The 25,584-nt window shown below is 41.1% G+C and carries 25 protein-coding genes and 3 tRNA genes; 17 read left to right on the top strand and 11 right to left on the bottom strand.

The annotated features are described in order from the left end of the window. Positions 1–22 precede the first annotated feature (22 nt). The 3 genes from FTU06_RS09810 to FTU06_RS09800 form a co-directional block, all read right to left on the bottom strand. Positions 23–98, bottom strand: a tRNA-Gly gene (locus tag FTU06_RS09810). 46 nt (positions 99–144) lie between these two features. Beyond that, positions 145–220: transfer RNA gene (locus FTU06_RS09805), tRNA-Gly, on the bottom strand. 47 nt (positions 221–267) lie between these two features. Beyond that, positions 268–340 (bottom strand) — tRNA-Gly (locus FTU06_RS09800). A gap of 242 nt (positions 341–582) precedes the next feature. Here FTU06_RS09800 and FTU06_RS09795 point away from each other — a divergent pair. From FTU06_RS09795 to FTU06_RS09775, 5 genes are all read left to right on the top strand, one after another. After that, positions 583–894, top strand: a complete 312-nt coding sequence (locus FTU06_RS09795) for a BolA family transcriptional regulator (protein ID WP_078191519.1) — start codon at positions 583–585, stop codon at positions 892–894. Between the two features lie 8 nt (positions 895–902). Continuing rightward, positions 903–1,295: a SirB2 family protein gene (locus FTU06_RS09790; RefSeq protein WP_180085642.1), complete on the top strand. Its 393-nt coding sequence runs from the start codon at positions 903–905 to the stop codon at positions 1,293–1,295. A 63-nt stretch (positions 1,296–1,358) separates the two neighbouring features. After that, positions 1,359–2,195, top strand: coding sequence for a ParA family protein (locus tag FTU06_RS09785; protein ID WP_180089714.1), 837 nt, complete (start codon positions 1,359–1,361; stop codon positions 2,193–2,195). A gap of 13 nt (positions 2,196–2,208) precedes the next feature. Continuing rightward, positions 2,209–2,613, top strand: coding sequence for a hypothetical protein (locus tag FTU06_RS09780; RefSeq protein WP_078191516.1), 405 nt, complete (start codon positions 2,209–2,211; stop codon positions 2,611–2,613). 307 nt (positions 2,614–2,920) lie between these two features. Beyond that, the gene (locus FTU06_RS09775) at positions 2,921–3,514 is read left to right on the top strand and encodes a LysE family translocator (RefSeq protein ID WP_168378830.1); all 594 of its coding nucleotides are present in this window, start codon (positions 2,921–2,923) and stop codon (positions 3,512–3,514) included. A gap of 19 nt (positions 3,515–3,533) precedes the next feature. Here the strand turns inward: FTU06_RS09775 and FTU06_RS09770 are convergent, their stop codons facing one another. Continuing rightward, positions 3,534–4,160: a DedA family protein gene (locus FTU06_RS09770; protein ID WP_078191514.1), complete on the bottom strand. Its 627-nt coding sequence runs from the start codon at positions 4,158–4,160 to the stop codon at positions 3,534–3,536. 194 nt (positions 4,161–4,354) lie between these two features. Between FTU06_RS09770 and FTU06_RS09765 the strand changes: the two genes are divergently transcribed. Together FTU06_RS09765 and guaA are read left to right on the top strand one after the other, a co-directional pair. Continuing rightward, on the top strand, positions 4,355–4,777 hold the full coding sequence (locus tag FTU06_RS09765) for a DoxX family protein (RefSeq protein WP_078191513.1): 423 nt from the start codon (positions 4,355–4,357) through the stop codon (positions 4,775–4,777). Between the two features lie 212 nt (positions 4,778–4,989). Continuing rightward, positions 4,990–6,558, top strand: coding sequence for a glutamine-hydrolyzing GMP synthase (gene guaA / locus FTU06_RS09760; RefSeq protein WP_078194056.1), 1,569 nt, complete (start codon positions 4,990–4,992; stop codon positions 6,556–6,558). Positions 6,559–6,607: 49 nt separating this feature from the next. On the opposite strand, the gene FTU06_RS09755 is transcribed toward guaA, so the two are convergent. From FTU06_RS09755 to FTU06_RS09740, 4 genes are all read right to left on the bottom strand, one after another. Further along, positions 6,608–9,043: an AAA family ATPase gene (locus FTU06_RS09755; protein WP_180146305.1), complete on the bottom strand. Its 2,436-nt coding sequence runs from the start codon at positions 9,041–9,043 to the stop codon at positions 6,608–6,610. Positions 9,044–9,160: 117 nt separating this feature from the next. Then, a complete protein-coding gene (locus FTU06_RS09750) occupies positions 9,161–10,495 on the bottom strand; it encodes a GGDEF domain-containing protein (protein WP_180135620.1) in 1,335 nt (444 codons plus the stop codon). 144 nt (positions 10,496–10,639) lie between these two features. Then, positions 10,640–10,918, bottom strand: coding sequence for a GGDEF domain-containing protein (locus tag FTU06_RS17125; protein WP_180146302.1), 279 nt, complete (start codon positions 10,916–10,918; stop codon positions 10,640–10,642). Then, positions 10,815–11,816, bottom strand: coding sequence for a diguanylate cyclase (locus FTU06_RS09740; protein ID WP_180146299.1), 1,002 nt, complete (start codon positions 11,814–11,816; stop codon positions 10,815–10,817). The genes FTU06_RS17125 and FTU06_RS09740 overlap by 104 nt, the downstream gene beginning before the upstream one ends. Before the next feature lie 393 nt (positions 11,817–12,209). On the opposite strand from FTU06_RS09740, the gene FTU06_RS09735 reads away from it, so the two are divergent. The 3 genes from FTU06_RS09735 to FTU06_RS09725 all read left to right on the top strand — a co-directional run bounded on the left by FTU06_RS09735 (position 12,210) and on the right by FTU06_RS09725 (position 14,453). Beyond that, positions 12,210–13,157, top strand: coding sequence for a pirin family protein (locus FTU06_RS09735; protein ID WP_180039790.1), 948 nt, complete (start codon positions 12,210–12,212; stop codon positions 13,155–13,157). A 68-nt stretch (positions 13,158–13,225) separates the two neighbouring features. Next, positions 13,226–13,624, top strand: a complete 399-nt coding sequence (locus tag FTU06_RS09730) for an OsmC family protein (RefSeq protein ID WP_180146296.1) — start codon at positions 13,226–13,228, stop codon at positions 13,622–13,624. Between the two features lie 151 nt (positions 13,625–13,775). After that, positions 13,776–14,453 (top strand): glutathione S-transferase family protein, encoded by a 678-nt coding sequence (locus tag FTU06_RS09725; protein WP_180010804.1) that lies wholly within the window; start codon positions 13,776–13,778, stop codon positions 14,451–14,453. On the opposite strand, the gene phoR is transcribed toward FTU06_RS09725, so the two are convergent. The 3 genes from phoR to FTU06_RS09710 all read right to left on the bottom strand — a co-directional run bounded on the left by phoR (position 14,450) and on the right by FTU06_RS09710 (position 17,456). Next, positions 14,450–15,808 carry a phosphate regulon sensor histidine kinase PhoR gene (gene phoR, locus FTU06_RS09720; RefSeq protein WP_078191505.1) on the bottom strand — a complete coding sequence of 453 codons (1,359 nt, stop codon included), beginning with the start codon at positions 15,806–15,808 and terminating at the stop codon, positions 14,450–14,452. The two genes, FTU06_RS09725 and phoR, sit on opposite strands and share 4 nt — an antisense overlap. 23 nt (positions 15,809–15,831) lie before the next feature. Further along, positions 15,832–16,542, bottom strand: a complete 711-nt coding sequence (phoB, locus tag FTU06_RS09715) for a phosphate regulon transcriptional regulator PhoB (RefSeq protein WP_078191504.1) — start codon at positions 16,540–16,542, stop codon at positions 15,832–15,834. Between the two features lie 230 nt (positions 16,543–16,772). Beyond that, on the bottom strand, positions 16,773–17,456 hold the full coding sequence (locus FTU06_RS09710) for a TetR/AcrR family transcriptional regulator (protein ID WP_078191503.1): 684 nt from the start codon (positions 17,454–17,456) through the stop codon (positions 16,773–16,775). A 224-nt stretch (positions 17,457–17,680) separates the two neighbouring features. On the opposite strand from FTU06_RS09710, the gene FTU06_RS09705 reads away from it, so the two are divergent. From FTU06_RS09705 to FTU06_RS09675, 7 genes are all read left to right on the top strand, one after another. After that, entirely contained in the window at positions 17,681–18,511 is an 831-nt protein-coding gene (locus tag FTU06_RS09705; RefSeq protein WP_180146293.1) for an SDR family oxidoreductase, read from the top strand. A 536-nt stretch (positions 18,512–19,047) separates the two neighbouring features. Continuing rightward, positions 19,048–20,529 carry a carbohydrate porin gene (locus tag FTU06_RS09700; RefSeq protein ID WP_180146290.1) on the top strand — a complete coding sequence of 494 codons (1,482 nt, stop codon included), beginning with the start codon at positions 19,048–19,050 and terminating at the stop codon, positions 20,527–20,529. A 32-nt stretch (positions 20,530–20,561) separates the two neighbouring features. Further along, on the top strand, positions 20,562–21,617 hold the full coding sequence (locus FTU06_RS09695) for an ABC transporter substrate-binding protein (RefSeq protein ID WP_180124156.1): 1,056 nt from the start codon (positions 20,562–20,564) through the stop codon (positions 21,615–21,617). 9 nt (positions 21,618–21,626) lie between these two features. After that, on the top strand, positions 21,627–22,880 hold the full coding sequence (locus FTU06_RS09690; RefSeq protein WP_180146287.1) for an MFS transporter: 1,254 nt from the start codon (positions 21,627–21,629) through the stop codon (positions 22,878–22,880). Then, positions 22,877–23,725: an ABC transporter permease gene (locus FTU06_RS09685; protein ID WP_180010791.1), complete on the top strand. Its 849-nt coding sequence runs from the start codon at positions 22,877–22,879 to the stop codon at positions 23,723–23,725. The genes FTU06_RS09690 and FTU06_RS09685 overlap by 4 nt, the downstream gene beginning before the upstream one ends. Next, positions 23,722–24,516: an ABC transporter permease gene (locus FTU06_RS09680; protein ID WP_180146284.1), complete on the top strand. Its 795-nt coding sequence runs from the start codon at positions 23,722–23,724 to the stop codon at positions 24,514–24,516. Before FTU06_RS09685 ends, FTU06_RS09680 begins: the two co-directional genes overlap by 4 nt. A gap of 12 nt (positions 24,517–24,528) precedes the next feature. Next, positions 24,529–25,584 (top strand): ABC transporter substrate-binding protein, encoded by a 1,056-nt coding sequence (locus tag FTU06_RS09675; RefSeq protein ID WP_180146281.1) that lies wholly within the window; start codon positions 24,529–24,531, stop codon positions 25,582–25,584.

Here is a 25,584-nt window from a genome sequence, read left to right as displayed (position 1 = left end):
TTCGATGAGGGCTTTTTGAATTTGGAGCGGGAAAGGAGACTCGAACTCCCGACCCCAACCTTGGCAAGGTTATGCTCTACCAACTGAGCTATTCCCGCGGAGTCTATCCTGTTTTTTTACTAAAAAACTGAATCGAAAAAAATTTGGAGCGGGAAAGGAGACTCGAACTCCCGACCCCAACCTTGGCAAGGTTATGCTCTACCAACTGAGCTATTCCCGCGGAGTCTATCCAATTTTTTAAATAAAAAACCGAATGAAAAAATTTTGAGCGGGAAAGGAGACTCGAACTCCCGACCCCAACCTTGGCAAGGTTATGCTCTACCAACTGAGCTATTCCCGCATAGCCACGTATAATACATTAAGGATTTTTCAGGTCAATAACTTTATGAAAAACTGTGCATCGTTTGCATAAAATAAAAACAATTTGTTTGAAAATTGGAAGATTTTTGCAGGTCGAAGGCTTCCATTTTGATGAAATCATGCAATTCAGATGGTTTCAGCAACTTTGCGACACAAGAACTTGAACAAATACAGGCTATACTAAGACCAGTTGAACCTTTTTTTGAATTTGGGAGAGCCGTTTTGAGTTTAGAACAGCAATTAATTGAGCGTCTACAGACATTAGCGCCTACACATCTTGAAGTGGTGAATGAGTCCGCAGGTCATGGAGGTTATTTCCCAGGTAAAGAGTCGCATTTTAAAGCAGTGATCGTGAGTGAGGCATTTGCAGGTTTGCGTTTGGTGCAACGTCATCAAAAAGTCTATGCCGCAGCCGGTGATTTACTTAGTCCGGGGCAAATTCATGCCTTGGCCATTCATGCGTTTTTACCCGAAGAATGGAAAGGTCAAGACACCACTAGCCCTGAATGTGCGCATGCACCTAAGTCATCTTAAGGTGAGCCATGGAAACGCAATTAATCATTAAAATCATTCATATGTGTGGTGTGGCTTTAGGCTGTGCTGCCATTTTCATTCGTGCTTTTACGCTGTTTAAAGGGACGCAGGGCAATTTACCGAATCCATCAGGTCGTAAGTTTTTTGTTGCTTTGCAACATGGCTCAATGACATTAATTGCTGTGACAGGAATTATCTTATTGTTTATGAAGAACTTTGATGTGCAGCCATGGTTCTATGCCAAAGTTGTACTATTTCTAGCGTTGCTGTCTTCTTTATCTAAAGCGTATAAAAAAGATGACAGTGTTTTATTGGTTCAGCGCCGTGCGGGCTTATTTATTGCAGCTGTTGCACTTATTTTCATCATTACATTGGTTATAATTAAACCAGTTTTTGGATAAATGGCTTATCCACATGGCCGATTTCAAGGCTTGAGTAAAAAAACAAAGATTAGAGGGTTTTGAATGCGTACGCGTGTGGTATTTAACCAAAAAGGTGGTGTGGGGAAATCGAGTATTACGGTCAATTTAGCTGCGATAAGCGCGCACCAAGGTTTAAAAACTTTGGTGGTTGACCTCGACCCTCAAGCCAATTCAAGTCAATATTTGTTGGGGGATGATGCGACGTATTCGGCAGATAAGCCTGCTCTTGAACCCAATATTGAAAATTATTTTGAAGAAGTCTTGGGGACGCAACAAAGTAAAGGTTTGTTGGGAAATGCCATCGGTTCGATTTTGAAGGGTCGTGCCAAAGGTTTGGAAAGTTATGTGCATGCATCGCCTTATCCACGTTTAGATGTGATTCCAGCCAGTCCAAATTTAGGCGCGTTGGCACATGCCTTAGAATCTAAGCATAAAATTTACAAACTGCGTGATGCTTTGCAGCAGATGAGCGGTCAATATGATCGAGTGTTTATTGATACACCGCCTGCCTTTAACTTTTTTACTTTATCTGCGTTGATTGCGGCAGATCGCGTGCTGATTCCATTTGACTGCGATGTGTTTTCAAAACGTGCCTTACAGACCCTGATCGAAAATGTGTTAGAAACGCAGGATGATCATAATGATCATTTAGAAATTGAAGGCATTGTGGTCAATCAATTTCAGGCACAGGCGAAGTTGCCGCGTGAAGTTGTACAACAACTCAAAGATGAAGGTCTGCCTGTATTGGACAGCATGTTACCGCCTTCGGTGCTGATGAAAGAATCTCATCATAAAAATCAACCTTTAATCCATTTGGCTGCAGATCATAAATTGACGCAAGCCTATCAATCATTGTTCAATGAAATTGAGCAAAAGTAGTATCGAGAAAAGTATGAATGCACTTAAATGTGGTCTAGTTGCTTTCACTGCTGTTGTATTGGGTGCATGTGCAAGTACGCCTAAACCAAGCTATGTTTCACCTACACAGTATCAGTCTTTGAGTTGCCAACAATTGCAAAGCGAATACAACCGAATCCACGACTATATTCAAAATGGTGTAGAAACACCGAAGCGCACAGGCGTTGGTGTCGGTGTTGGCCTCGGTGGTGGCTGGGGCAGCCGTGGAGGTTGGGGAATTGGTCCGAGTATTTCGGTCAATATGGGACAATCTTCAAATACCAAACGTACCGAACTTTCACGCGTTCTAGGTGAGCAAGAAGCGATTGTACAGGCAGCAAAATTTAAAGGTTGTCCGATTATCGTTCGCGCAAATTCGGCTACCGCAGCAAAATCATAAACGGATCATGAGCAGGGGCTCAGGCCTGTGCTATGAGAAAAGTGTAATAAAATTTGTCAGTAGGCGAGGCGTCTACTGGCATTTTTTTTGAGCCAAATAAACTGCACTATTTAGAGCCAATAAAATATTTAAATCTATGAAAAAATTAAATTAAATATTATTGGTGTATTTCAATACCTCCTTCTGGTATTGAACATTCAGCGTGAGTGCATTGACTTGTACAAGGATAAAACTGACCTAGTGCGTACTTGTTTTTTTAAATTCATTTCGGCTAAGGTGTGCGCTTTGAAACATTGTCTGGGTATTTATGATTGAGAGTTGGCTTTTTGTATTGGCAATGATTGCGGTGATGATGACGCCGGGACCTAGCAATGCACTAATGGCAAGCTCTGCACATCAACAAGGCATTGCAAAGACGTGCATGCTGATTCCTGCAGAATTATTGGGCTATTTCTATGCCATTAATTTGTGGGCGTTGATTATTCATTTAAGCGCTCCAGTGTGGCCGAATTTAATTCACTTGCTACATTTTCTCAGTATTGCCTATGTTTTATGGTTGGCTTTTCATTTGTGGAAATCGACGCATTTACACCAGTACAATCAAAAACATCCTTCAATTCAACCACGTGAATTATTCATTTCCTCATTAAAAAATCCGAAAGCCTTGCTTTTTGCTGCAGGTATTTTCCCGATAGAAACTTGGGCAAGCCCATTAAATTTTATTTTGGTTTTCGCTGTATTTAGTGTGGTTTTATTGCCTGTTGCGTTGTTTTGGATGTCATTTGGACGGACGATTTTGGCGGGTAAGACCCAAAAAATTAAGGCCGATCTTCTGTATAAAGGATCGGCCCTGATGCTGATTTTATGTATGTTTCCCGTGGTTTTGCGCTTTTTTGCTTAAAGGCGTTCACCATATCGGTTTATTTCTTTAATTTTGCTCGAATAAAACCAATCACACCCGGTAAAACACTAATAATAATGATGCCAAAGATCAGATGGGTGAAGTTATCTTTCACGATGGGCATATTGCCAAATAAATAGCCTAAAGTGATAAATGAGCCGACCCAACAAATCGCACCAATCATGTTAAAAGTCAGGAAGTACTTGTAGTTCATGCTGCCTGCACCTGCGACAAAAGGTGCGAAGGTTCGTGCAAAAGGAATAAAGCGGGCAAAAATAATGGTTTTACCACCGTGTTTTTCAAAGAATTTTTGCGTATTGACCAAATGTTGACGGTTAATAAAGCGTGATTCAATTTCAAAGACACGTGGGCCAATATATTTACCAATATGGTAATTCAGCGTGTCGCCCAAGACCGCAGCGATAAACAGCAAAATCACCAAAACCCATGGATCCATGGCACCTGTTGACGCAGCGAGCGCGCCTGCTGCAAACAGAAGACTGTCACCCGGTAAAAAGGGCATGACCACTAAACCGGTTTCAACAAAAATGATCAGGAACAGAATTGCATAAATCCATACGCCATAATTGGTAATGAACTCGAGTAAATGGTCATCAACATGTAGTATAAAATCAATCAGTTCCATGGGGCTTATATGTGTAAAATAGTGGTCTGATGCTATCAGTCTGGGGCAGCAAAGTCAGTATTAAAACGTAATTAATTATCAGTAAAATCGTTCTATATATGGAATGATGAGTATTATAAAAGCATATTTAAAGAGAATAAGAAACGACCTAATCTAAGCACATCTTTTGAACAGTATTAAAAATAGGTTTCAGTATGTTTAATCCAAATCTAGTGGTGAAAAATCTGAGTCAACAGCCGCAAATCAATGCGGTAATCAGTCTCGTTGCACGTATTTTGATGGCTTATATTTTTATTGTGGCAGGTTGGGGCAAAATTACCGCTTACACTGCAACCGCAGGTTATATGGAGTCAATGGGTGTACCGGCAGGGCTACTTCCGATCACCATTTTAGTTGAGTTGGGTGGTGGCTTAGCTTTATTGTTTGGTTTTCAAGCACGTTTTGCGGCATTGGGTCTAACCGTATTTAGTTTAATCACTGCATTTTTATTCCATGGCGGTGCAGAAGATGGTATTAACTTTATGAAAAATTTGGCGATGTCAGGCGGTTTATTATTTCTCATGTTACATGGTGCTGGTAAATTTAGTTTTGATCATTGGATTGAAAAATCAAAATAAAATGATCATGAGTCCTAGCATCCATCAAAGCGGCGTTCTGCCGCTTTTTTCAAGTCTACCGCTGATTGAAAGCGGATGGGTAAAGTCCTGAAATGTGTTGTAAAAAACACCGTTTAGCTTGGGGTTTTTGCCCCTGTCCGAATAGTGTGCGAAAGTCCAAGAAAAATGTTAGAATACGGCGCTTATATTCGTTGCCTGCATAGTTGTTTGCCATGACTACCAATACCCAAATTACTGAAGACCGTATCCTGATTTTGGATTTCGGTTCTCAATATAGCCAGCTTATTGCACGTCGTGTACGTGAAGCTGGTGTTTATTCAGAAATGTACGCATTTGATATGTCTGAAGAAGACATTCGTGCATTTAACCCAAACGGGATCATTCTTTCAGGTGGTCCAGAAAGTGTTCATGAAGAAGGTAGTCCGCGCGCACCACAAGTTGTATTTGAACTTGGTGTACCTGTTTTAGGTATTTGCTATGGTCTACAAACCATGTCAGAACAGCTTGGCGGTAAAGTTGAGCCAGGTACTGTGCATGAATTTGGTTATGCAGAAGTTGATATTAAAGTCCGTGACGCTTTAATTGGTGATCTTGAAGATACCAAAGACCAATTAAAAGTATGGATGAGTCATGGCGATAAAGTGACTCAAATTCCTGAAGGTTTCCAAATCACTGCAAGCACACCAAGCTGCCCAGTGGCGATGGTTTCTGATGAAAAACGTCGTTTCTACGGTATCCAATTCCACCCAGAAGTGACACACACTGCGAAAGGTGCTGAGTTGTTGTCTAACTTCGTACATGGCGTATGTGGTTGCCGTAACTTGTGGAACTCAGAAAACATCATCGATCTTCGCGTAGAACAACTTCGTGAGCAAATTGGTGATCAAAAAGTTCTATTGGGTCTTTCAGGTGGCGTAGATTCATCTGTTGTAGCTGCACTTTTACACCGTGCGATTGGCGACCAATTGACTTGTGTATTCGTAGATAACGGTTTACTTCGTTTGAACGAAGGCGAGCAAGTGATGGACATGTTTGCGAAAAACATGGGTATCCGCGTGATTCGTGCCGATGCTGAAAATCGCTTTTTAACAGCACTTGCTGGTGAAGTTGATCCAGAGAAAAAACGTAAAATCATCGGTCGTGAATTCATTGAAGTGTTTGCTGAAGAAGCACGTAAGCTTGACGGTGTGAACTTCCTTGCTCAAGGTACCATTTACCCAGACGTAATTGAATCTGCGGCAAGCAAACAAGGTAAAGCACACGTGATTAAATCACACCACAACGTGGGTGGTTTACCAGAAGATTTAGCATTCGAATTGGTTGAGCCAATCCGTGATTTGTTCAAAGACGAAGTACGCCGTTTAGGTACAACTCTTGGTCTTCCATTTGAAATGCTTTACCGTCATCCATTCCCAGGCCCAGGTCTAGGTGTACGTATTCTTGGTGAAGTGAAAAAAGAATATGCAGATATCCTTCGTCTAGCAGATGACATCTTCATGCAAGAACTTCGCGCAAGCGGCTGGTATGACAAAACTGCACAAGCATTTGCTGTATTCCAACCTGTGAAATCTGTGGGTGTCGTAGGTGATGGCCGTCGTTATGCATGGGTGATCGCGCTTCGTGCTGTAGAAACTGTGGACTTTATGACTGCACGTTTTGCACATCTTCCATACGACTTAGTAGACAAGATTTCTACACGTATCATGAACGAGATTGCTGAAGTTTCTCGTGTTGTTTATGACGTATCGTCTAAACCACCAGCAACGATTGAGTGGGAGTAATTTTCTAGCGAAAATTACTTTTTTAAAAAGGACGCTTAGGCGTCCTTTTTTATGAGGTTAGTTTTATGTAAAGTGGATCTAGAGCGGTTGATTCGATTCCAATGCTTTTTAAGAAACCTTCATATTGTCTTGGATTTAACGCAATAATTTTTTTTAAAATAGCAAAAGAAGCTTTATTCATCTCCGGTTGTTCTAAGGGGGTAAAGGATCTTTCGAATATTCCTGCTAAGTGTGAATATTCATTGTTAATTCTATCTGTAAAGGTAAATACTAAATGTTCGCCCCAAAGAGATTTGAGCTTTTCCGTATCGGTGTTAGAGAATCCATCTGGATAGTGAAAGTTAGAATATAGCTCCAAAAATTTTCTAGCATTATTGGGAAAGTTATAAAAAACATTATAGTTCTGATCATTAATGTTTTCTTCGCTTGCGCACAGATGTAGTTGATGAAATAGAAAGTTAAGTTCTGAAAAATAGTTTTTCATATAATTTGGCATTTGAACTATAGTAGAGGTATCAAAGTTTCTTTTAATAATAAAAAATTGTATGTTACCCCATTTTTTCCCATTAAGCCGTTTTAGGTATTTTAAAAATTCTAAATTATGAGTTGATATAAACAGTTGCCCAAATTTTTGATCAACGACAATTTTTTCTTCAATTAGAGAAAAGATAAAGAAAATATGATTGCTATCTAAACTACTTATAGGATCATCAATCCAAATAATTGGTTTCTTGCTTTGATCTAAATCATCTTGGACTTTTGCTAAGAAATAGCAAAAGGAAATTAGGCTTTGCTCACCTTCGCTCAAATTGTGAGCTTTAGTTTTAACTCCATTTTTAATCCGTTGTATTTCAAACTTTATAGATTGCCCATTTGTGCTGGCAGTTTCAATAGGCTCAAGACTCAAATGTTGATGACCAAAATCATGCTGTAGAATTTCATTAATACGTTTACAAGCTTCGCCTTCAGATTTTAACTTATCTTCTTCCGTGTTAATTGCAGCAGTCATAGTATCTTTTTGAGCTTTAAGAGCTGTTAATTCAGTTTCTAATGGTCCAATCGCTTGGAAAGCTAGGTTTATATCTAAGTTTTGTTTGTTGAAATTAATATCATGTAAGAAATGAAAAACGTGGTTTAAACGTAAAGCATTTTTAGCTTCATTTTGTTTAGTTTTCAAGTCACTACTCAATTGGTTGCATTCATCTCTAATATTAGAAATTTGATTAAGAATAGTTGTGATTTCTATAGAATAATCTTGAGGGTTTATTGATTCTAATTCTATAAAAGGGTTCTCGTGTTTCTGCTCGAGTGCTGCTTTTAGTTGTTTAAGCGATGTTTTTTGCATACTACATGCAGATTGTAGACTCGAGTTTAATTCAGATAGTTTGGAGTGATATTGTTGATAATAGAGATTAAGATCTAAAGTGAATTTTAATATATCACTATCTAAATCATTATCTAAAAGCTGAATACCTTTTGAGATTCTGCTTTGAAGCAGTTGAAATTCTTGATTGAAATGTTGTTTAAGAGTTTGTCCTCTTTCTTCTGAAATTTCATTACTACAAAATGCACAAGTTTCCCGATGTTGGTGGAGTTGATGTCCTGTTTGTACCCATGAGTTTAGTGTAGGATTATTCGTTAATTCTTCAATTTTGCCACTTAGATTAACAACGGTCTTTAAAGTTTCATTTGTTGCTTGGGCAAGTGATGAGAAGTTTAAAGTGTATTTAGGGATTTCAGGTGGAGTAGTTAATTCATTTTGTTTTATTAAGGCTAATTTTTCTGTTTCTTGATCGTCAGTTAACGATTGGAAGCTAGTTTTTTGAACTTCAACGATATCATTTCTAAGTTTGGTTATAGAGTAATTAATATCACCAAAAGTAGAATGTTGGGTCTTGATCGAATCAGAGCTGCGAGTTGCTTTGTCCGTGAGTAACTTCTCTAAATAGATTTTCTTAGTACCGTGATCTTCACTAGCATCTTTTACCTCCTTCTCTTTATGTTGGATAGAAAGGTAGACACCAGATTTAGCATTTTCTTCATTTGAACCTAACTCATCTTTTAATTCTTGAATCCGATCTAGAATTTGCTGATTGTCACCACCTAAAGTTACAGAGAATGATTCAATGTTGTCATCTTCATTATGAATAAACTTTAAATGTGCTTTTACGAAATCGGAGTTATAGACATGAATAGGGTGGCTAAAATCTTGAAGGTTATTTTGAGTAATTTCAGTATTATCAGAAAGCTTAATTTTGAAATCAGGATTATCATATTTAGGCGGAAGTTGTTTCTTCTCAAGACTTCGAATTATTTTTGAAAGACTTGTTTTTCCAGAATAATTACGCCCATAAAGGATATTGATATCCTTAAAATCATATACTTCACTTTGACCCTTATTATTCTGATAAGTAAGACTTGTTGCCCAATCAAAATTTTTAAAAATAGAAAAATTATCAATTTTGGATATACGCTTAATTTTCATTAATTTCCCCCGATAATCATAAAATTCAAATATTTATTGTTGTTAAAATATACTTATTGATTGTTAACTGTTCAATAAAAAAGGACGCTTCAGCGTCCTTTTTTATATCTCAACATTCTATTTATAAACAATTGACCAACTACTATCGCTTTCATTATTCGGTTCAGCTTTAGGCTTCGCTTTATGGGTAAAGCTCTGCCAAGATTTCGTCGATTTACGTTCGGGTTTCATGCTTGAATCATAGCGCTCTACACGGTTACGGCCATTTTCTTTTGCCTGATACAGCGCAATATCAGCTTGCTTAATCAGTTCAGTTAAATTTTGTTTATGTGATTTAAGCTGTGAAACACCAATGGAAACGGTAAATTGGATCGGGTGATTTGCGACATTCAGCAAAGATTGATTTTGAAGCGTTAAACGAATACGTTCTGCGATTAACATTGCATCCTGTATTTGCGTTTCAGACAGAAGCACAATAAATTCTTCACCACCAAAACGAGCCAAGACATCTTTTTGGCGCATTTCTTTGCGGGTGGTTTCAGCGATACATTGCAGTACCTGATCACCAACATCATGCCCGTAATTATCATTAATATGTTTAAAATGATCGACATCAAACATCAATAAGCAAGTACTTGCAGGCGTTGGCCATTCATGGATGCGATGCTCAGCCAACTGAACAAACTGACGACGGTTATATAACTGGGTGAGCTCATCTGTATGCGCTAGATTTTTCAGCGTATGCATATTCCAGTCATCAAGCAGGGTACGTAAAAAATGACGACGTGCATTGAGCGTATTGTTCCAACTCATATGCAGGCTGATCATCCAAACAGGAATAGACACCACCACAAAAATCAGTGCTTCTTGCCATGATAAAAGCTGACTCACCGCAAAATACACCAATAGCGAAATGAGGCCCGAACAATACAAGGCGGGCTTAAATTGTGTTTGTACGCAGACATTGGCAATTAAAATAAAGATCGACGCACCATAGATATAGGACGAGACCATTGGGCTATTTGAAGCCAGTAATAAGCCAATCCAAATCGCGGTGCTACAGACTGTCCCAATCGGTAAGATCATGTCGAGCACACGAATATCTTTTTTGTATTTAAACAGATAAAAGCTGACCAATAAGGCAGCAACAATCATGGCCACTCGAGAAAGACCTGACCAAAAGAACATGTCAGGGATAATAAAAATGTCAGCAAAAAAATAAAGAAGAAACGTAATCTGCGCCATGTAGTTTACTTGACGCAAATAAGGTAACTGATGGGCATACTGATGTTGTAGAAAATAGTTTCTAAACTGCGTAGGAATACGTGCAAAGGGATCTGCAATGGCTTGTTCAATCTCGGCACGATTGGCAAGATCACACTCAGAAAGTTTCAAAGTATGAGTATGATTTTTACGAACTTCCTGAGCAGACGAATTAGTCCGAGAACTCATTCGTACATCAACAGACATGTCCCTTCTCCATAAATGGCTTAGGACAAATTATGAACAAAAAACACACAAAAATATCTACCTGAAACTAGGGATTTTTAGAATGAAGGATAAAAAATCGTCTGATGAATGTTACAAAATATATTATTAACTTGCTGTTTTATAAGTTGAAATTTGATTGCGTCCTGCAGATTTTGCTTGATAAAGTGCCTGGTCGGCCATGCGAATGACACTTTGTAAATCTCGGTTCTTTTGACCAAATTCGGCAACACCAATTGAAACGGTAAATTTAAGTTTTTGTAGTGTATCAAGTTCTAAATAATCATCGGCTATTGCTCGTCGTAGGCGTTCGGCAATATCTTGAGCCTGACGCAGGTGTGTCTGCGGTAAAAGAATTATAAATTCTTTTACCGCCGAAGCGGGCAATGATGTCTTGGCTACGTAAGGTATGTCGGCACGTTTCTGCAATTTGTTGTAAAACATGATCACCAATATAGTGCCCAAATTGATCATTAATATTTTTAAATTTGTCGACATCAAAAATCAGTAATGAAAGCGGCTGTAACGGTTTGGACTGATGATGAATATGATAATTGGCAAGTTGAATAAATTGACGGCGATTGTTTAAGCCGGTCAGCACGTCGGTATGCGCCATAATATTGAGCGCTTCACGGTTCAACTGATCGAGTTTACTGTGTAAAAATACAATTCTAGATTTTTGCGTTGAATTCCAACTGATATACAAACTAAATAACAACACGGGCGAATAGATCAAGATAAACAGTTGCAGTTGATGGATATTGCCAGAAATGGCGAAATATACCCCAATCAGTAAAATTAGACTGATACATAGAGAAATGAGCACAGCAGCCTTAAAGCGGATTTGCACACATAAATTGGCTAACACAATAAAAACCAAAGATGCATATAAATAGATCGGCACATCGGGGCTATTGGATAAATTGAGTAGGCTAAACCACAGCGCAGAAGCGCCAACGATCGATAGGGGAAGCATCAAGTCAAAGAGTAAAATGCTCTTGCTATATGTATAAATGCCCCATGTGATGCCCATCATCAGTAAGGTATAGGCCGTTTTTAAGCCTATCGCGAGCAAGCCCACATCGGGCAACATAAACCAATCCGCTATGGCATAAGAGAGATAGGCCAATTGTGCAACGATGTTGACTTGGAAAAAGAATTTAAAAAGTTGACGACGATGGTAGTGGAAAAATTCTTGACGAAATTGAGCAGGAACGCGAACAATGGTTCCTTTCAAGGCTTTTTGAATCAGTGCACGTGATTCTTTCTTATACTCATTGATCATGCAAGATTACCGATGGGTGAGCATGGTTTATATGTAAGTTTATGTAATTAAAATAATCTATATCATTTTTATTTAAAATTAAACACGTTATTTCAATGATTTGTGAATTATTTGGTATTGTTTGGTCTAAAGTGAGTGTTAATTTGTGTTACTTAAATTTACATTTCACGTGATTTGAACAAGTAATTTTGCATTGGGTATTGTCTAAATAAGCATCAATAACTGTTATGCTGTATGTCATATTAGGCAACAAAAAAACGATTGTCCTATCTCTGTGATTCAGCGTATTAATGACAGCTGAAGAAGATTGAGTTAATGCAGATATAATGGAAAAAAATGCATAGCTCTAGCCGATAGTCCTTGCATCGGCTTAGCCAAATTTAGGGTAAGAATATGACCAATACCAATTACACAGAAATATCTCATTCCGACGATTGTGAAAAATACGTCAATCAGTTCATTCAAGAATTTCCACTGCGCCGTGCTGAAATTGGTCAAGGCACAGTGATTAAACGTGCTTTACCGAGTCGGCATAAACGGATGATTGGTGCATGGTGTTTCCTTGACCATGCCGGTCCAGTGCATTTCCCTCAAGGTGATGGCTTAGATGTTGGGCCGCATCCACATATTGGTTTGCAAACGTTTACCTGGATGATTGATGGCACCATGATGCATACCGACAGTTTGGGCACACATCAGTTAATTCAGCCCAAACAAGTCAATCTCATGACGGCAGGTTATGGTATTTCACATACTGAAGTTGCTCCAGAATCTGAAACGCAAATGCATGCTGCGCAGCTTTGGATTGCATTGCCAGATGACAAAATCAATATGGCGCCCCAGTTTGACCATTACCCAGAGTTGCCAGTGGTGACACAAGACGGGATTGAATTGACGGTCTTGGTCGGTGAATTTTTGCAGACTAAATCGCCGGTAAAAGTACATAGTGAATTATTAGGTGTCGATCTGCGTAGTTCGGAAAGTCAAAGTACCGTCTTGCCGCTCAATCCAAAATTTGAATATGGCTTTATGGCCCTCGAAGGGACTGCCAGTGTCAATGGTCACGAGCTCAATGAAGACAATATGGTGGTACTTGAGCCGGGCTTAACCCAAGTCAAAATTGATCTGCACGCAGGTGGCCGTGTTTTATTATTAGGGGGTGAACCTTTTGAATCACCGATTCTGCTGTGGTGGAATTTTGTGGGGCGCACACAAGAAGAATTGAATATTGCCCGTGAGCAGTGGATTAATCAGGACGAACGCTTTGGCTCTATTCCTGACTATGATGGTCCACGACTAGAAGCACCGGCTTTCCCTGATAAAATGCGTCCATCACGTTAACTTAAAAATAAAAATGAACAGCCGTACCTGTGGTAAAAATGGTGCAGCATAACCATGAGGGAGTCATTATGGGTATCGTCGCAACGGCAACAGTAAACACCTTACAAGCACCATGGTCAGGTGAAGTTCAGAGTGGAAAACATCAACTTATTACAGATAAGCCCGAATCATTTGGTGGCGGGGATTTAGGTTTAGCACCGTATGATTTACTGTGTGCCTCCTTAATTTCATGCACCATGATTACTTTGCGCATGTATGCAGCACATAAACAAATTCAATTGGGTGAGTTTCGTGTTGAGGCAGACTTTTGTGCGAACCGTGAAGGTGCTGAATGGATTGAGCGACGTCTACATTTTCAAACGCCCTTGGATGCAGAATTAGAGCAAAAAATCTTGTCCATTTGTGAAAAAACCCCAGTGACAAAAACTTTATTGCGCAGTGTAGACATTAAAACCACTCTAGTTTAATTTAAAAGCAGGTCGCTGCTGTACTGTGCAAAATTTAGTTTTGATATAGCCCTAAGCAGTGATCTGACACTTTTTATGATTTAAGTACTTCAAAATAATAATGGCTTGCCAGAAATAAGAAAATTTTAGACTTCATATAGGAGATGAACCCATGCGGGTGCTACATCATCTAGAAAAATCTCGTTCATTTCGGATTTTATGGGCAATGCAGGAATTAGGACTGGATTATCAGGTTCAGTTTTATCTGCGCCAGCCAAATTTGTCTGCTCCCCCTGAGCTTAAAGTCATCCATCCTTTAGGAAAGTCGCCCATATTGCAGGATGATGGACTGGTCTTGGTAGAATCTGCAGCGATCTTGGAGTATTTACAAGAGAAGTACGATCGGCATGATTTTTTTGCAGCCAAGGCGGAACATTCAAAACAACAATATCGCTTTTGGATGCATTATGCCGAAGGTTCTCTGATGCCGTTATTGGTGATGCAGTTGGTCATGAGCAATGTGCCACGCCATGTACCTTGGGTCATCAAACCCGTAGCTAATCGCATTTGTGATGGGGTCAAAAAAGGTTTTGTACGACCTCGCTTAAAAGAACATATCGAGTTTTTAGAAAACCATTTAGCGGAAAATGAATATTTTGCGGGACCGTTTAGCTTTGCGGATATTCAGATGACGTTTCCATTAGAAGCCGTCATGACCAGAACTCAAGGGCGATATCCGCAAATTCAGGCTTTCTTACAACGGATGCAACAGCGTCCTGCATATCGCCGTGCCAAACAACAAGAACAACAGTTGGAAGCACAGCAAGACCGGCAGGATGATTCTGCTTAGCTCACATGATACAAGCGTTCTTTAGGGAAAACGACTTTAAACAGCGAACCACGGTTTTCTTTGGACTCAATTTCAAGGTGTGCCTGATGTTGCATCAAAACGTGTTTTACGATGGCTAGACCTAAACCTGTGCCTCCCGTTTGGCGACTACGTGCGCTGTCCACACGGTAAAACCGTTCCGTTAAACGGGGTAAGTGTTTCGGGTCAATCCCGATACCCGTATCTTCAACGGTAAAATAACCATGCGTACCATCATCATGCCATCCAATGGTCACAGTACCGCCTTTGGGGGTGTATTTAATTGCATTGGTGATGAGGTTACTAAAGGCACTCGCCAATTCCATATCTGATCCGATTAGGTCACAGTGACTATCAATCTCGAGATTCAGTGTATGTCCATAATCCACATTGTAAGCATGTGCATCGTCATATAGTTGGTTCATTAGGCTGGGCATTTCAATGATTTGATTTTTAGCAACTTTTTTATCATTTTCCAGACGAGATAATAATAACAAGTCATTAACCAAAGCATTCATACGGCGGGTTTGAGACTGCATTTGATCGAATGCGCGTTTCCAGCGTGGATTTAAATCTTCCTGATCGGTAAAGGTTTCGATATAGCCACTTAAAACCGTAAGCGGAGTGCGTAGCTCATGTGAAATATTATCGACAAAGTCTTTACGCATTTGCTCAAGGTTATGCATGCGCGTGACGTCATAAGCCACCAATAAACGACTTTCGCGACCAAAACGGGTTAATTTGACTTGTACATAATGGTCTTCAAGTACCGATGATTTCATTTTTAAACCATCGGGGGCTAAATCGATATTGGTAAAGTATTCGATAAAACTAGGCTGTCTTAAAATACTTAAAATATTGCGCCCTTGATCGAGCTGTTGAATCCCCAAAAGCTTTTCTGCGGCAGGGTTCCACCATTCGATTTGGTGTAATTCATCAATCAATACCACAGCTTCAGCAAGTGCCACCAAGGAAGATTGAGCGCGGTCGATCAGACCGACCATTTCAGCTTGTACAATGCGTTCTTGGCGCTGCGCACGGTATACATTAAAGAGCAAAGCCCCCCAAATGCCGTCTAAATTTGGCGGAACATCATAGGGACGGTTTGAAATCCATTCGTTAACCAAGTACAGCGAACGCATTTGCAATGCAAAGAACACTGCAAAGGCAATTAAGATGCAGATCCATAAGTACCCGATACCAAAGCCGATGAGTGCAGCAATGAGCAGGAAAAATGCCAGCAGTCTTAAATCCTGCTTGGCAAAAGTCCATAAACTGCTGTAACGGAATTTTTTATGTTCACTGGCAAGTTCAGGGACGGGATACGGTTCATACATAGAAAATTAAAGACCTAAAATGACTAACCCATCACAGCGTCTGCACGGGTAGAGAAACGGTAACCTGTACCACGAACAGTTTGCACATAACGATCGGCTTGGAAAGGTTCAAGAACTTTACGCAAACGACGAATATGAACGTCAATGGTACGGTCCTCAATATACACGTTTCCACCCCAAACCTGATCTAATAATTGAGCACGGGTATAGGCACGTTCAGGATGAGTCATGAAGAAGGCCAATAGACGATATTCAGTCGGTCCCATATCTAAAATGGTGTTGCCAAAGCTGACACGTTGGCTGACTGGATCGAGAATTAAGCCATTGGCATCAATGGTTTTTTCACCACCCAATGCATTTGAGCGACGTAGCACCGCTTTAATGCGTGACACCAACTCACGGGTGGAAAAGGGTTTGGTCATGTAGTCATCTGCGCCCGCGTCTAGACCTTGAACTTTATGGTCTTCTTCACCGCGCGCAGTGAGCATGATGACTGGAATCTCTGACAAATTTTCATCGCGTTTTAAACGACGACATAGGTCTACACCACTCACGCCACCAGGCATCATCCAATCCAATAAAACCAGTGCAGGACGCTGATCTACAATCATTTGGTGCGCTTGTTTGGCATCTTCAGCTTGCTGACATTGAAAACCAGCCATATCCAGTGAAGTATGGATCATTTCCCGAATCGGGAGTTCGTCGTCGACGATTAAAATATAGTCATCTTTCACAGCGCAATACCCTATTTTATGTAAACGGTAGACCGTTTTATATTTATGACAGGCTTATTACAAAGATTAATTATGACAGTATCATTGCAAAAATGATCTTTCATTGGGGTTTAGAAAGAAATTGTGACAATTTAAATCCTGAAATATTCAACAACATGGGCTTTGCATCATGCTGTTGTCACAAAAAAATCATTCAAAAAAATTGTAAAGATCAGTGTTGAGCTCAGAATTTATTTACTGGGTTTTTCAGAAAAAGCATCCAACAAGGCCAAAAAGACCACGCTACATGACGATAAAACTTCGTCAATCGGTTGTTTATAACCACTCATGACCCAGCGAATCGCAATTTGGGTGACATAACCATTGAGACCGGTTGCAACCATCGAAATTTCACGTTCTGAACGATCAATATTCGGCATCATCAGCATGACAAAGGCATGAATCATACGGTCAAAGCGCATCATGGTTTCATGAATCGTGGCTTGGTTATGTAGCTCTTGTACCAACATAGCATCGATGTAAATGATGCGCGCCATACGGGGATTATTTTTTAAAGTTAACAGTAGGGCGGTTAAACCTGCTTCAATCATTTTTTTAGAATCGGTGGATGCTTGCATGATGGCTTGCATCACGTTTTGTTGCAGTTCATCGATTAATTTTAAAAAGATGGTCTGGAACAGTTGCTCACTTTTCTTAAATGATTCATAAAAATAGCGTTCGGTCAGCTTGGCTTCCAAACAAATATCTTTCACAGTCACTGAAAAAAAGCCATGTGTTCCATAGGCTTCTATACCGGCTTCAATCAGTTTTTCACGTCGCGCTTGCTTACGTTCACTGAGAGAAAGCCCTTTAAATTGACGTTCCTTCACATTTTTTGCCTGTTGTTGTTCTGTGTGATTTGTTGCATCTGTCATGAAAATATACGCTGAACTAAAGCAGAATTTTGTCTTATTTTAGCAATAATTTCAGTTTAAACCTATGTTTAAGCATTGGCGATTTCAACAGCTTAGCACGTCCTAAGATGACATTGACAATATGTATTGTCAAAACTATATTAAGTCGACGAACTGCACACATTGGCAAATGAGATCATGCTGTGATAAAGCCAAGCGGCAGCATAAAGGAATAAGGAATCACAATGAAAAACTTCAAAAATAAAGTGGCTGCCATTACAGGTGCAGGTTCAGGTATTGGTCAGCAATTGGCAGTGCTTTTGGCGAAACAAGGGTGTCATCTGTCTTTAAGCGATGTGAATGAACAGGGGCTTGCGGCAACCGTTGACTTGGTGAAAGCCAGCAATGTCCGTGTAACTAAGCAAAAACTCGATGTGTCAGACCTTGCGGCAATGAAAGCATGGGCAGCACAGACCGTTAAAGATCATGGTTCGGTGAATATGATTTTTAACAATGCGGGTGTGGCATTGGGCACGACCGTTGAAGGCGCAAGCTACGAAGAACTGGAGTGGATTGTCAATATTAACTTCTGGGGTGTGGTTTATGGCACCAAAGAATTTTTACCGTATATCAAGCAAAGTGGTGAAGGTCATATCATCAATATTTCCAGCTTGTTTGGCTTAACTGCGCAACCAACACAGTCGGCATATAATGCCACTAAATTTGCAGTACGTGGCTTTACCGAATCTTTACGCCAAGAATTGGATATTGAAAACTGTGGCGTGAGTGCGCTATGTGTACATCCGGGCGGGATTCGTACCAATATTGCTAATGCCGCAAAAATGAATGATAGCTTGAAAAGTTTAGGCATGAACCCGCAAAAATCGGCACAGTCGTTTAATAAATTCTTGCGTTGTCCACCTGAAGAAGCAGCTCGCCAAATCATTGAAGCGGTACAAAAAGATAAGCGTCGTTTACTGATTGGTAATGATGCAAAAGCGATTGATTTAATCCAACGTTTGCTACCGACGGGTTATCAAAAATTAACAGCGATGGCGACTAAATTTGGTCAATAAGCGGTAATTAAAATCGATTGAAAAGAGCCCACGTCAGTGGGTTTTTTTTATGCCCAAAGGAAAGCCCAAGGCGTATTGCTTATTTCATAAAATGAGATATAAAATGGAGATATCTGATGATTTGAAATAAGCAACTGTTAAATAACCAACAGTTTTTTGGCGTCAAAACCAACAGAATTTATCAGGTTTAAATAATAAAGCTTTAAAAAATAAATACTTAAAATGTTGGCACAGTTGTTGCCATATTAGAGTGAACAAAACTCACCACTGTATGGAACATTTATGAGTACTTTTACGCATCGATATCTTTCTGCTTTTCGTGTCCTGCAACAGGCATGTTGTTGTGCTATGACACTCGCGATGATGCGCGCTTAAATTCTAAAAGCTGTCTTCGAGTTTCGGTCGTGCATAAGTTGAATAAAACCTACGACCACTCAGATTAATTTTTAAAAACCCACGCAGTACATTCACTTCATGCACCTTGCATGGGGTTGGGGGATTTTGCGCTTTGGGAAAAATGTTAGTGAAACCAAATCATGAAAAAAACCACATTAACCGTTGCGGTCGGACTGATTTTATCCGCAACCAGTCCGCTGAGTTTTGCATCGGATGAAGCACTTCAGCAAGAACTGAGCAGCTTAAAACAACAAATTGAGAGTTTGCAAAAACGCTTAAATGCAGTGGAATCTGGGACGACGAAAAGTAAAGTCGTAGAAACGGCCGCGGTGACGACAGACGATACGAGCAACGCCGCTGATGTTGAAGGTGAAACGCAGGTTGCAGAAGTGACCACAGCAACATCCGAAGATATCGACGGCTTACGTGCAGATATTGAAAACTATAAGTACGATCAGTCACGTCAATATGAACGTCAAACTACAAAATCGACTCGTGATACAACCCTGTATGGCACAGTTCAACTACGTGCCAGTGCGCTCGATGAAACGGGTCCGTTGGGTTCAACCAAATCGACATTTGATATTGGGACTGCGCTGATTGGTGTGCGCGGGAATTTATTCCGTGATTATAACGAAGGCAAAAACCTCGATTATCAATTGTCCTTTGGTTATGGCAAACGCAATGATGGCACCAATAACAGTAACTTTAACTTACTAGATGCCTTTGTTCGCTATAACGCTTTTGCCACCAATGCTGGCCCTGAAACTGCCAAACTGAACTTTACGCTCGGTCAGCAGTTATTGCCCTTTGGTCTAGATGTGCAGTCTCCTGAAGATTTGCGTCCAACCATTAGTACCGCTGCAGCTTCGACCTTTTTAGGACTGTTTAATCGTCAAAATGGATTCATTGTCCGTGGTGATGCCCAACCTTTTGTCGACTTTGCTTCGAACTACCGTGCGCCGCTATTTGAGTATGCTTTAGGGGTGACCAATGGGAACGCCAGCAATAAGGCAGATGACAACAACGGCAAAGATTATATCGGTCGTGTGGCTTTTACCTTGCCAGTGGACTACGCCAGCATTTTTCGTGAGTTGAAGTTTGGGGCCTCTTATATCAAAGGCGAATCGAAAATTTCAGCCGGCGGAATCACTGATAATGCTGCAAAACGCGATCGTTTGGGTTTCGATATTTATTATAACCATGCCCCATTTGGTGTGACCTATGAATATCTGCAAGGCAAGACCGATTATGTCGACACCATAGCCCAAGACATCAAAGAAGCCAAAGCGGAAGGGCATACTTTTACCGCTTTCTACACCTTGGGCGATCAGTTCTACAACAGTATTAAATCCAATGCCAAATTTGATGATTTCTGGCCGAAGTCAGTCCAAGGTTATTACCGTTTTGACCGCTATAACCCAAATAAAAACAACGCAAGCTATCTCGACACCGCGAGCGGTCGTATTGGTGAATATGACATTCATTCTTTGGGCTTAAACCTATTTTTTGCGCAAACCACAAAATTCCAATTACAGCTGAATCACTACCTGTTCGATGTCGAAACGGCAAATCAAAAAGACACCAATGAGCTGCAAGCTCAAGTTCAGTACACCTTTTAATTCAAAAATTTAAATCATTAAGGACATTCGATATGAATAACTTTTCTAAAAAAATCGCAGCCACATTCTTGGCACTTTCAGCACTTGGTTTAAGCGTTCAATTGCATGCTACCAATCCCAAAGAAATTCGTATTTCTGTATCAGGCGCGGGTGAGGGGGGTAAACCCAAAGTGGGCGGTAGTTTTGTAGCTACAGCACATTTACGAGGTGTGCTCGAACAAGAATTTAAAAAAGATGGCATTAAGGTGAATTGGCTGTTCTTCCCAGGAGCAGGCCCTGCAACCAATGAAGCTTTAGCCAATGGCAAAGTTGACTTTGCATTGCATGGCGATTTGCCCTCATTGGTTGGACGTTCGACGGGATTAAAAACCAAAGTGTTGTTTTCAACAGGGCGTTTTGGTCCTACCTATGTGGTGGTGCCTGCCGGCTCTAATGCCAAATCCTTTGCAGATCTAAAAGGCAAAAAATTCTCCGTCTTTAAAGGCACCAATGGTCAGATCGTCTTTAACCGTGTATTAGCAAAATACAATTTAACTGAGCGCGATTTACGAGTGATTTCGCAAGATGCCTATTCGGCGCGTACTGCGTTAGCGACAGGTGATATTGATGCCACGATTACTTCACCGTTTAGTTTGCAAGCGCGTGGTGTGGCGAAAACATTACTAGAAATTAAAGATCCCAAAGTTGCACCGATTGCGCACTTTTGGGTGACAGAAAGTTTTGAAAAACAATATCCAGAGGTGGTGCAACGTGTCGTGACGACACTGATTAAACAAGCGCAGTGGAGTTCTCAAGAAGCTAATCGTAGTGCGCAATATAAACTTTGGGCACAAAGTGGCATTCCGTTGGTGGATTATCAAAAAACGTGGGATGGCTGGAATTTAAAAGACCGTACTACACCGCTATTAGACGAGTTCCACCGTTCACAAATTGACAGTGCTTTAAAAATTGCCAAAGACGCTCGTTTAATCCGTCGTGATGTGGATACCAAAACATGGTATGAGCCGAAGTATCTGAATAATGCCTTGAAAGAGCTGAAGTTAGAGGGTTACTGGCGCCAATTTAATGCTCAAGGTCAACCGAAGTAAGTCGCAGCCATGAGTCGTCCGATTGAAAGCAATGTGATTGCCAGTCCATTAACCACCAAATTTATGAGCAGTTTTGTGCTGCTTACGATTTTGGCTGGACTGGGTGTGGGTGTAGCACGGGTATTAATTTCCTTGTATGCCGTGCATTTAGAAGCCACCGAATTGCAATTGGGGCTAATTTCTGCAGCGCAAAATTTTGGCATTTTGATCATGGCATTGCCGATTGGCGTGTTGGTACAGCGCTTTGGGTCTTTGAAAATATTCTGCATCGGTAGTGTGTTGGGCGCTGTGGTGTATAGCTTAACGCCACTCAAAGCTGGTGCATGGTATCTCTTTGCAGTCACAGCCTTAGTAAGTTTTGTCTTACCCATGCGCTTTGTTTCGATCAATACCGTTTTTTTGAGCAACTTAAAACGTTTAGGTCCAGCCCGTGCGGGTTGGTTTCGCGGTTCGCACATGATGGGCTATTTCCTGATTGCGCCTGCATTGAGCGTGTTGTTGATCGAGCATTTCGGCTATGGCGGAAGTTTTTATGTGGTGTCTTTGCTTTTTTTAGGCACCTTGCTGTTGGCTCCGTGGTGTTTTCAACGAAGTACTTCGCAAGCGACGAATCGCCCGCATTTTCAATGGCGGGATATTGTGGCGCCTTTGGCACTCATCAAAACCCATGCCTCACTGCGGATTGTCTGCATATTGGAATTTTTGAGCAGCGTGGCAAATAACTACTTTGGCTTTTTCATTGTGGTGATTGCTATCCAAAGTTTTGCACTTTCAGAGCCAATGGCGGTGATGCTGCTGACCGTACAAGGCATCGTCTTTGTGGGGTCTCTATTCAGTATGGGTGGTTTGGCTGAGCTGATGGGTTATCAAAAGTTTTATTTAATTGGCCTAAGCCTGATGGCAACGGCATTACTGATTTTAGCCCTAACCAAGATCACGCTGTTGATGTGGCCTGCTTCGGTCATGTTTGGACTAGGGCTCGGTATGTTGCATATCGCCAATTTTATGTCTTTCGCCCGAGTGGGTGAGCAAACCGCGATGGCAAAGATTTCTCCAATTTTAGCCCTCGTCGGACCTTCGGGTGGACTGTTGGGTGGCTTGATAGGCGCCGTATTTGGCGCACAGGTTGGACTACAAAATTTATTTTTACCGATCGGGCTGGTGTTTATTGGTCTGATTATTTTGATCAGCAAAGATCAGGAATTTATTCAATTTTTAAAACCTGATGTCTCAGAACAGAGCGTAAAAGGACAAGAATTATGAGCCTTACGGATGTATCTGCACATTCGGTTCCCTTGCAAAGTGACCGAAGTGCGTTGGATTTTTTTAAGACCTATTTAAAACTAACTTTGCAAGTGGCGTGTGGACTCCTGATGCCAGTTTTGTTGTTCGGTCTATGGTATGTGGCAACACTTAAACAGTGGTTGCCTGAGCAGATTTTACCTGCACCGAGTCTGGTGTGGCAAAGCACAGTCGAATTATGGCAAAGCGGAGAATTGAGTTTTCATTTTGCCATCAGTGCCAAACGTATTTTATGGAGTGTCTTGCTTGGTGCCAGTGTCGGGATTTTGCTTGGTACTGTGTTGGGATTAGCAAAGCGTAGTCGGGACTTTATTTTTCCGACGGTGAATCTTGTTGCGCAATTTCCCATAGTTGGCTGGATTCCATTATTGATGATTTTCTTAGGCATCGATGAGGCTTTGAAGATTGCCGCTATTTCATTGGCTGTGTTACCACCGCTGTTGATTGCAACCTATAAGGGCATTACTCATGTGCCGAATAGTTTGATGGAAGTGGCAGAGGTTTACCAATACAGCAATTGGCAGAAACTCAAAGAAGTGATTTTCCCAGCTGCACTACCCAGTGTGATCAGTGGTTTACGTCAAGGCATTATGCAGGCGTGGTTGGCATTGGTTTTTGTCGAGTTATTAGCAAGTAGTGAAGGAATTGGTTATCTCATGGTGTGGGGACGTCAGCTAATGCAGATGGACTTGATCTTCATGGCGATCATTCTGATTGGTATTACGGGCTATGTCTTAGATACCTTGCTGGCTTGGTTAGAAAAAACTGCGCGCTTTCACGCAACCCGAGTAGGAGGGAACTCATGAGCATTCTTTCATTACACGGGGCAGCGCGCCAAGTCTTAGTTAAAGCAGCAAAAGCACTTGTTCTACCTGTGGCATTTATCGCACTGTGGGCAGTGGCCTCACAGCAAAATTGGGTTGATCCAAAGTTGATTCCTAGTCCATGGCTCGTGCTGCAAAAAACAGTAACCGTGCTCCAACAACCGAGCTTTTTGACAGGCTTTGGCGAAAGTTTGGCGCGAAATTTTATCGGCTATGGCATAGGTGCGATAGCGGGCGTGTTATTTGGCATCTTAATCGCGAGTTCACGCCTTTCGAATTGGTTATTTGCACCGAGCTTTCATGTATTGCGTCAAATTTCGCTGTTCGCATGGTTGCCACTAATTTCGACTTTTTTAGGTGAGGGGCATGGCGCCAAAGTGCTGTTTATTACCTTGTCGGTTTTTTATCCCGTGGCGTTACACACCTTTGAAGGCGTGAGCAGTATTTCACATAAATATCGTGAAGTGGCCGAAGTCTATCAATTTTCCAAGGCTTATACGTTTCGTAAATTGATTTTGCCTGGCGCGTCGGCACAGATTTTTGTCGGTTTACAACTTGGGCTGATTTTCGCATGGCTTGCCACCATTGGCTCTGAATTTTTATTGGCGAACTATGGCAATGGTCTGGGCAATATCGTGATTCAAGGGCGTCAGGCTTTTGATGTCGAATTGATTATTTTTGGCATGTTGCTGATTGGTGCTGTAGGCGTGTTGCTCAATACGGTACTGACTTGGGTTGAACGTAAAGTTTTAGCTTGGCAGCAGGTTGGATAGGAGAACATAACAATGAAAAAAAAGACAATCCATAAAATTCCCCAACTCTGGCGTAGCCTATTTTTAGCTGCCTTGATCGGTGGCACAGCCTTGGTTGGTTGCAGCACGCAGCGAGTGGATGGACCTCAGCAAGTGGCTTTAAAAGAACTACGCTATCAAAGCTATCCGGGACTGGTGTCCTTACCTGAATTGGCACAAGACTTGGGCTATTTAGGCGACGTTAAACTCAGTTATGTCGGCACGGTACAAGGTGGGCCACAAGATTTACTCACTTTGGTGGCCGGTGATGTTGATTTTGCTGGCGCCTTTAATGGTGCTGTGGTGAAAGTTATTGCCGCGGGTCTAGATGTTGTCCCCGTAGTGGCTTCTTATGGCAGTGATGCTGAACAAAACGTGGGTTTTTATGTGCTAGAAAATAGTCCTATTCGTAGCCCACGAGACTTTATTGGCAAGAAAGTCGCAGTGAATGCCTACGGGGCGCATTATGACTTTGTGGTGAAAGATTATTTGGCTCGCCATGGATTAACCGATGATGAAATCCGTCAAGTTGAGCTGATTATGTTGCCACCGGTGAGCTCAGAACAAGCCTTAAGGAATGGGCAAATTGATATTGCAGTGTTCTCTGGCATTTTGGAAAAACGTGCCTTAAAAAATGGTGGTGTACGCAGCATCTTTAAAGATATTGATTTATACGGCCCCTTTACCGCAGGGAGTTTTTCGATGCGAGGAGAGTTTATTCAAGAACATCCCGAGTTGGCTCGCACTTTTGTCAGTGGCGTGGCCAAAGCTCAAGAATGGCTACACCACACGCCGAAAGAGCAAATCATTGCCCGTATGGAAAGTATTATCGAAAAACGTCAACGCAATGAAAATACAGCACTGATTCCATATTACACAGGCACAGGTGTCCACGAAGTGGGTGGTGTGCAAAAAGATCAGGATTTTGCCCCATGGGTGAGTGCCTTAGAAAAAGAACACAAATTAAAACCAAATCAAATTGAGGTCAGTCGCATCTATAGCAATGAATTTAATCCCTATGCGCAAGACCAAAAATCAAAAGGAATATAA

The sequence above is a fragment of the Acinetobacter sp. YH12052 genome, from assembly GCF_013419835.1.
GTDB lineage: Bacteria > Pseudomonadota > Gammaproteobacteria > Pseudomonadales > Moraxellaceae > Acinetobacter > Acinetobacter amyesii.
Note: the sequence above shows the minus strand (reverse complement) of the source record. Positions and strands in the feature narration are given on the sequence as shown.